Genomic DNA, 7,276 nt, shown 5'->3' with positions numbered 1-7,276 from the left:
CTCTTGCGGCTGCAGCGGAACCACATCCGGTTTGCCCATTCTGACCTCCTTTGCCCCAGATACGTCCGGCGGCCTGTAGCAGGTTCCGGAGCAAACATCTTACCTCATCAGTTTCGCCGCGGTCTCCACCGTCGCCACCAGATTCGCCAACATATGCATGGACAGGGAAGGCCAGAGGGAACCGCTCCGCAGGCGGGCCATTCCGAACAGCAAACCGAGCAGGAATACGGACGTCATGTCATACAGGTCATACTGCATATGCAGGCCGGCCCACAATCCGGCGGTCAGTATCACGGCGCCGGTCGCGCCCAGCCGGGACGCCGCTATCCCTGCAAAAAGAAAACCACGGAAAAAGAGTTCTTCGAACAGGGGGGCCACGAAGATAATGGCGATCCACAACAAGGGAATGAAACTCGCGCTCGTATAGGCCGAACGCATGAAGCCGGGAATCTGTTCGCGCCCGAAGAAGCTCGCAAGGAACTCCCAGGCCAAAACGTAGAGCACCAGGGTACCGAGCCAGAATGCAATCGCCGGGAAAGAAATGCGTCGCCAGGCGAGGTAGTCACCTGCCGCCAGACCACGACGGGCACGGACGATCAGCAACAAAAGGGTACCCGCACCTATGGCGCTTCCCAGAAGACCGAAAGTCAGCACGTCTCCGTAATTGCGCAGCGATGCCATGCCGTGGGCGCCTGCCGCTGGCCCTTTCGGATGTCCGCCAATCCCGACCAGGATCACCAGTACGGCGAACTGGAGCAGCATATACACCGCGCCCACAAGCAGGGCGAACCCGATCGTTGCCGGCAGACCCCAGGGACCAACGCGCGCAGCTTGGGATTCGACAGGCCCGTCGTTCATCTTGGAACTAGCGAATACGATACGACGTATGGCAGGCGACGCAGGCGGCAGTCACATCCTTGAGTGCGCGGTAGGTGGATACGAGATCCCCTTCCTGCGCCGTCACCGCGAAACGGCTCGCGGCACGGTGCATGGCCGTACCCATTGCCTGCATTTCCTTCGGCATGAAGGGCGCCATGTGCGAGGCACCGTGGCGTTCGAGAGAACTCATTCCCAGGCGCTGTTCCGCCTCTTTCGCGGCCCGATCCAGATCCTTGTCTGCGAGGGCATGCAGGATATCGTTCAGGGTCGCCAGATGATCGCGCATATTGGAAAGCATGTGTTCCTGCATCATCTCCGGGAGTTTCACCAACTGCCTCGAATCCGCATGGGCCGCGGGAACCAGAAGCGCAGTTAGCACTGCGACTATCGCAATCATTACCGATCGCCTGTGTCCTGCGGTTCGAATGTCATTCATCGTACCAATTCTCCTTTGTTCGCCAAGCCGGCTTCCCGGCGGATTCTCGACAAATCTGCATCGTCGAACCAATGGACGAGGTTCTGCCAGATTTCATGGAAGCCGTAGCCGCCCTCTGTCATCTCGCGGGCCGCCTTCTCCTTGCTCCAGCCCTGAACGATCACGCGGTAGAAGGCAACCATCATTCCGGTGCGGTCGGAACCATGCTGGCAATGCACCAGTACCGGCCGGCGCGCCGGATCGGCAACAATGCGAAGGAACCGCACGACGTCTTCTTCCTCTGGATGCCAGGTCTTCATATAGATGTGCTCGGAATCGAGCCCGGTACCGGCAAGCAGCTCGCGGTCCGAGTGAAAAGTACGCAGATTCACAACCGTACGAATCCCCATGGCCTTGAGTGCCTTCATTCCGTCGGCATCGGGCTGGGCACTCCGATACAGATTCGCGCTCACGCGATAGAAGTTCGGCACGCCGGTCCGATGCAGGGGCTGCGCCCAATCGGGATCCCGCCCCGAGGCCTGGGCCGTGACGGCAATGGCAAGAAACAGGGCACAACAAAGGACCCTGTGGAACGGGACCCGGGATCTTCGTGTTGGCATCGAATGACTGTTCACAGGCATGCTGGCTGGCGACCGCGAACCCGGGATGAATCTTTCGGATGATTCAGTCTGCTCATCGATCTTTCTTTTTTTGCGATCACTCGCCTCTTGCAGCTGCCCCTGCACCGCCCGGGCGCGATCAAAGGCATGCACCTGATCCTTCCAGACGTGATCACCTCATCACAAGCCGGACAAAGATACGTGGAGAGAATGACGGAATGGAACGGAAACCGGCTGGATGCTAATAGTGGACAAACCGGGACCTGCGGTCAATGGACCTGCGATGCCGACACCGGCTAGTGAATTCCGGCCTCGTACCAGGACCTGGTGCGATTCACGATGCGGACGACGGAGAGCATGACCGGAACCTCAATCAGGACGCCAACCACCGTCGCCAGGGCCGCACCCGACTCCAGTCCGTACAGGGAAATCGCGGCGGCCACTGCCAGTTCGAAGAAGTTCGACGCCCCGATCAGGGCCGATGGAGCCGCCACGCTATGGACCTCACCCGCCTTCCGATTCAGCCAATAAGCGAGCATGGCATTGAAATAGACCTGAATCAGGATAGGAACCGCCAGAATGGCAATGATCACCGGTTGTCTGATGATGGCATCCCCCTGAAACGCAAACAGCAATACCAGCGTGGCAAGCAGCGCCACAATGCCCACCGGATGCAGGCGATCGAGTACCTGTTGAAACTGCGATGGTCCCCGCCGCAGGAGAAACCTGCGCACGGCCTGGGCCACGACCAGCGGAATCACGATATACATGACAACGGACAACAACAGCGTTGCCCACGGAACCGAGATCGACGCCACGCCAAGCAGCAGGGCCACAATCGGCGCAAATGCGAACACCATGATCGTATCGTTGAGCGCAACCTGGCTGAGGGTAAACAGCGGGTCCCCCCGGGACAAGTGGCTCCAGACGAACACCATGGCAGTACAGGGCGCTGCCGCAAGCAGAATGAGGCCCGCGATGTAGCTGTCGATCTGCATGGCCGGCAGCCAGGGCGCGAACAGAACGCGCAGGAACAACCATCCAAGAAACGCCATGGAAAACGGTTTTACCGCCCAGTTCACGAACAGCGTCACACCGATACCGCGCCAGTGACGCCGGACCTCGTGCAAGGCCCCGAAATCGATCTTCATGAGCATGGGAATGATCATCAACCAGATCAACACGCCCACGGGCAGATTGACCTTCGCCACTTCCAGTCTGCCCAGGTACTCAACGCCGGTGGGCGCCAATCGGCCCAAACCAACCCCGACCAGGATGGACAGGAAGACCCAAACGGTCAGATAGCGCTCAAAGAATCCCAAATCGGCGCCCGCTCCATCGGCCGCAACTTCACCAGAGGTGGACATTCTAGACTCCGAAAAGACAGTTCATGAATTGTTGATGCCCAGTTCCGCACAGACGACGGGAAGCAGCCGGTGCCGAATCTCGTCCCGCACGTGCTCGAAGCTTTCCAGTGGTTCCCCGTGGGGGTCATGGAACGGCAAGTGAATGGATCGGACCGGACGTGGAAACACGGGACAGGTCTCACGCGCGTTGTCACATACGGTGATCACCAGATCGATCGGTTCATCCATCACACTGTCCACGTCCTTGGGGCGCAGGCCCGCCGCGGGAATCCCGATCTTTTTCAGCGCTTCGAGCGCGAACTCCGCCACCACTGGCTGGGGCCGCGTTCCGGCCGAGATCGCGTGGACCCGGCCGGCCAGGTCATGATTGAGCAGCGCCTCGGCCATCTGCGAACGGCAGGAATTGCCTGTACAGAGGATCAGCACCGTGGGAGGGGAAACAGCCCCGGTCATGAGCGTTTCTTCTTCGCTGTCGCCGGGGCACAGGCGGATACGTCGGTGCCGCAGCAATTCTCGCTCAGGTAATCGATCAGGTCATGCATGACGGAAAAATTGGCGCGATAGATGATCCGCCTACCATCCTGCCGACTCGTGACCAGACCCGTGCGCAGCAGCTCCTTGAGGTGAAACGAGAGCGTGGCGGCCGGGATGTCCAGGCGGGTGCCGATATCGCCCGCGCACAAACCCTCCTCGCCCGTCTGAACCAGCAGCCGATAGGCTGCGAGCCGGGTGTTCTGGGCCAAGGCGCCAAGCGAAGCAACAGCGGTAATAATTTCCATATTTCTAGAATATTCGAAATAATTGCCCAACACAAGCCCGGGCTGCGAAGCGGGAAGATCAGCAATCAGGGTTGTGCTGCGGCAGACTCACGCGCGGGCATGTCGCGATTTGCACAGAAGGAGGGAGGCTCAGTCTCCCGGGCCCTCGTTCAGGCAACGGACCTTGTGCCGGTCCGGAAATACGAACCGCGAATGCTCCGGGTCGGCCCGCCAGGCGACGCGGATCTTGTCCAGGATCTTCTTGTTCTCTTCCCTGACGATGGCAATGGTACGGCCATCCCCGCCGTCCTGGACATTGCCCGTACGACAGCTCCCCATCGCCAGCACCTCGTTCTTTCCATACCTGGGGACACGCACCACAGCCAGAACCTTGTAGTGGGCCTCTCCTTTCACGCGGTGCGTAATCTGTTCCAGCCAAAGTAGTTGCTCCTTCTTCTTTGTCTGCGGATCGGTTTTCTCGACCCAGCTGACCGCATACTCCTTCTCCCCTTGTGCTGGAACGACCATTCCACCAAGACTCTTCACGTAGTCCGGCAATTCGCTGTAAGTGAAGCCCACGAACTCGGTCTTGAAGACTTCCCCTTCCATTTGCTGTGCAAAAGCCCCTGGAACCAGGGCCAGCCCCAGGATGACGCCAGCCACCCGGATTGCATTGCTATATTTCATAAGTTCCTCGATCGCATTCAGATCTGCCCCGTACGGAGGACGTTCCCGCTGCAGCCGTCGCAAGCCCCTGTGAAATCTGTGTTTTCCCGAACAGCCTTCCCTGATGATAGTCCGCGAGCGTCCCACTGGTAAGTCCCGGGTACCATCTCGCCGGTCGCGATCATCATATGCGCCCCAGCCGGGACGATGTCGGAAGATTTCGTAAAAGTCATTGAAATGTAGACGCCTCGCCGGTCCCTTGAGCGAAGATTATCCTGTTTCCTCGACCCCGCCCTCCTTCGGTCGGTTCCCCGTGTCCGTGAAGCCGGACAAATCAATGCCCCTCGGCTTCACTTCCATCAGTGTTCGCGGTCTGGCCGGATGCGCCGCCACAGGATTCGACAATGATTCGTATCGGCAAGAACATTTTCGTCCCGGAGAAGGAGCTGGAGTTTCAATTTATCCGCAGCTCGGGCCCCGGGGGACAGAATGTCAACAAGGTTGCCACCGCGGTCCAGCTGCGATTCGATGCCGCACACTCACCCTCCCTGCCCGAGGACATTCGCGAACGTCTGATGGCGCTCGCCGGGAAGCGACTGAACGACGCCGGCGTAATTGTCATAGACGCACGCCGCTTCCGCACGCAGGAACGGAATCGGCGCGATGCCTTGGATCGCCTTGCGGAGCTCTTGCGACGCGCGACGGCGCGACCAAAACCACGACGGAAGACGGTCCCGGGGCGCGCGGCGGTCGAGCGCCGGCTGGCGGAAAAGCGATCACGATCGGACACCAAGCGTTCGCGTCGGCGCGTGAGCCAGGACAACGACACCTAAGGCGCGGAAGCCATCTCCAGCAATTGCCTGACTGTCCTCCAGTTGCGCGTGGTTGCACTGAGACCAAGCTTTCGTTCAATAAAGGTATTGCTGTAGCGGGTCTTGCCATACCCGTTGGGACAGAAGAGATAGACCTCCCCGCCCCGAACACGGATCTCATCCTTGCCGCTCACGACCTCCGCCAGTTCCTTTGCGAGGTTCGGCTTCGGAAGGCCGTCGAGAAACGTCACATGGAATTTGGCCGGATCATAACCGCTCCTTTGGAGGAACGGATTCGCCGACGCAATCTCCTTCATCTCGGGAGCCGTACGAATCAGGCAGGCTACCTGGTAGCCGTATTGATCGGCAATCGCCTGTTCGATCCTTCCCTCGTGAGAACGCGCAGTACCCTTCCGCCCTTCGAACAACAGATTGCCGCTTTGTATATAGGTACGCACGCGCCCGTAGCCGAGCCCTTGCATCAGGGCACGCAAGTCATCCATTCTGATTCGCTTCTGGCCGCCTACGTTGATGCCCCGAAGCATTGCGATGTAACTCGTCAAAAGCACCCTTGCTGTCATGGAATCGATTATCAGTAAGTGTGGTTGCGTGACTACCGCTTGCTACACGAGTGGCAAAAAGTTTTTTATATCGTAGCAATCACCAGGCAAATCTTAAGAGTTCGTTAAGATTAAGTAACGCAATAGACACATACAAAGAAATATTAGCGGACGTTGATATATATCAATTACCCTCGAATGCCGTAGGTATTGAATACCTACGACCGCCTGACGCAAGTCGGGATTCTTAACAAAAACGCAGTTTATGAGGGAAGGACCATGGCCAGTAAAAGAAATCTCATCGGGGCAACAGTCTTCGCCCTGCCCTTCATGCTATTTAGCATCAATGCACATGCCGTTCCTAGCTACGCCCGCCAGACGGGCATGGCATGCGCGGCCTGTCACACGGTATACCCGGAGCTGACGGCCTTCGGCCGCTCGTTCAAGATGAACGGCTACACGCTGACAGGGATCAAGGAGGTGCAGTCCACGTCCACCCCGGCCGCCAGCGGACTGAAGCTGAGCGGGATCCCGCCCATGTCCGCCATGCTGCAGACCCAGTTCCAGACCAGCAAGGCCAACGGTGACGAATACCTGCTGCCGAACGAGTTCAGCCTGTTCTTTGCCGGTGAGATCTCGCCCAAGATGGGGTCCTTTATCCAGATGACCCTGGAACAAGGTGGCAACTTCGAACTCGACAACACGGATATCCGCTATGCCACTCACTCGGGTGGAACGACCATCGGCGTAACGGTCAATAACAGCCCGACGGTGCAGGACCTGTGGAACTCCACCCCGGCCTGGGGCTATCCCTTCACCCACGGCGCCGACATCGCGGCCCCGGTGGTTGCAGACGCCCTGGCCCAGAACGTTGCAGGTATCGGCGGGTATGCCGACTGGGGCAACGGCATCTACACGGAGCTGACCGCCTATCGTGAAACCAACGAGTTTGATGCCCCCGGTGGCTCAGCGGATCCGGTGCGCATCCGCGGCCTCGCCCCCTACTGGCGTCTGGCCTGGCACACGACCATGAGCGGCGGCGATGAGCTGATGATCGGTACCTACGGCATGCAGGCCTCCACCTACTCAGTGGCGGGAGGCGCCGCCGGTCCGGCGGACAAGTTCACCGACACCGCCGTCGACACCCAGTACGAGCATCCGTTCGCCAACAGCAACAACATGGTCAGTGTCCATGCCCG

Annotated in this window: 10 protein-coding genes; 2 read left to right on the top strand and 8 right to left on the bottom strand. The window is 59.2% G+C overall.

Annotated elements, in window-relative coordinates; all coding sequences use genetic code 11:
• Positions 1-99: 99 nt before the first annotated feature.
• The 7 genes from P8X48_12455 to P8X48_12425 form a co-directional block, all read right to left on the bottom strand.
• Positions 100-858, bottom strand: coding sequence for a CPBP family intramembrane metalloprotease (locus tag P8X48_12455; GenBank protein ID MEJ2108116.1), 759 nt, complete (start codon positions 856-858; stop codon positions 100-102).
• A gap of 7 nt (positions 859-865) precedes the next feature.
• The gene (locus tag P8X48_12450) at positions 866-1,315 is read right to left on the bottom strand and encodes a cytochrome c (protein MEJ2108115.1); all 450 of its coding nucleotides are present in this window, start codon (positions 1,313-1,315) and stop codon (positions 866-868) included.
• Positions 1,312-1,914 carry a dual specificity protein phosphatase family protein gene (locus P8X48_12445; GenBank protein MEJ2108114.1) on the bottom strand — a complete coding sequence of 201 codons (603 nt, stop codon included), beginning with the start codon at positions 1,912-1,914 and terminating at the stop codon, positions 1,312-1,314. Before P8X48_12445 ends, P8X48_12450 begins: the two co-directional genes overlap by 4 nt.
• A 296-nt stretch (positions 1,915-2,210) precedes the next feature.
• Positions 2,211-3,281, bottom strand: coding sequence for an ACR3 family arsenite efflux transporter (arsB, locus tag P8X48_12440; GenBank protein ID MEJ2108113.1), 1,071 nt, complete (start codon positions 3,279-3,281; stop codon positions 2,211-2,213).
• 21 nt (positions 3,282-3,302) lie between these two features.
• Positions 3,303-3,734, bottom strand: coding sequence for an arsenate reductase ArsC (locus P8X48_12435; GenBank protein ID MEJ2108112.1), 432 nt, complete (start codon positions 3,732-3,734; stop codon positions 3,303-3,305).
• Positions 3,731-4,060: a metalloregulator ArsR/SmtB family transcription factor gene (locus P8X48_12430; protein MEJ2108111.1), complete on the bottom strand. Its 330-nt coding sequence runs from the start codon at positions 4,058-4,060 to the stop codon at positions 3,731-3,733. The genes P8X48_12435 and P8X48_12430 overlap by 4 nt, the downstream gene beginning before the upstream one ends.
• 129 nt (positions 4,061-4,189) lie before the next feature.
• The gene (locus tag P8X48_12425; GenBank protein MEJ2108110.1) at positions 4,190-4,726 is read right to left on the bottom strand and encodes a hypothetical protein; all 537 of its coding nucleotides are present in this window, start codon (positions 4,724-4,726) and stop codon (positions 4,190-4,192) included.
• Between the two features lie 383 nt (positions 4,727-5,109).
• Between P8X48_12425 and arfB the strand changes: the two genes are divergently transcribed.
• On the top strand, positions 5,110-5,538 hold the full coding sequence (arfB, locus tag P8X48_12420; GenBank protein ID MEJ2108109.1) for an alternative ribosome rescue aminoacyl-tRNA hydrolase ArfB: 429 nt from the start codon (positions 5,110-5,112) through the stop codon (positions 5,536-5,538).
• Here the strand turns inward: arfB and P8X48_12415 are convergent.
• Positions 5,535-6,098, bottom strand: a complete 564-nt coding sequence (locus tag P8X48_12415) for a DUF1697 domain-containing protein (GenBank protein ID MEJ2108108.1) — start codon at positions 6,096-6,098, stop codon at positions 5,535-5,537. The two genes, arfB and P8X48_12415, sit on opposite strands and share 4 nt — an antisense overlap.
• 258 nt (positions 6,099-6,356) lie before the next feature.
• Here P8X48_12415 and P8X48_12410 point away from each other — a divergent pair.
• A partial coding sequence (locus tag P8X48_12410; protein MEJ2108107.1) for a hypothetical protein occupies positions 6,357-7,276 on the top strand: 920 nt, incomplete at its 3' end.

The sequence above is a fragment of the Acidiferrobacteraceae bacterium genome (genome assembly GCA_037388825.1).
Taxonomy (GTDB): Bacteria; Pseudomonadota; Gammaproteobacteria; order Acidiferrobacterales; family JAJDNE01; genus JARRJV01.
The sequence above is the reverse complement of the archived record's forward strand: the minus strand, read 5'-3'. Positions and strand labels throughout refer to the sequence as shown.

Bases quoted from the DNA above. Each gene is read 5' to 3' on its own strand.
- P8X48_12455 (MEJ2108116.1), bottom strand. From the start codon at position 858: ATGAACGACGGGCCTGTCGAATCCCAAGCTGCGCGCGTTGGTCCCTGG.
- P8X48_12445 (MEJ2108114.1), bottom strand. From the start codon at position 1,914: ATGCCAACACGAAGATCCCGGGTCCCGTTCCACAGGGTCCTTTGTTGT.
- P8X48_12435 (MEJ2108112.1), bottom strand. From the start codon at position 3,734: ATGACCGGGGCTGTTTCCCCTCCCACGGTGCTGATCCTCTGTACAGGC.
- P8X48_12430 (MEJ2108111.1), bottom strand. From the start codon at position 4,060: ATGGAAATTATTACCGCTGTTGCTTCGCTTGGCGCCTTGGCCCAGAAC.
- P8X48_12415 (MEJ2108108.1), bottom strand. From the start codon at position 6,098: ATGACAGCAAGGGTGCTTTTGACGAGTTACATCGCAATGCTTCGGGGC.
- arsB (MEJ2108113.1), bottom strand. From the start codon at position 3,281: ATGTCCACCTCTGGTGAAGTTGCGGCCGATGGAGCGGGCGCCGATTTG.
- arfB (MEJ2108109.1), top strand. From the start codon at position 5,110: ATGATTCGTATCGGCAAGAACATTTTCGTCCCGGAGAAGGAGCTGGAG.
- P8X48_12450 (MEJ2108115.1), bottom strand. From the start codon at position 1,315: ATGAATGACATTCGAACCGCAGGACACAGGCGATCGGTAATGATTGCG.
- P8X48_12425 (MEJ2108110.1), bottom strand. From the start codon at position 4,726: ATGAAATATAGCAATGCAATCCGGGTGGCTGGCGTCATCCTGGGGCTG.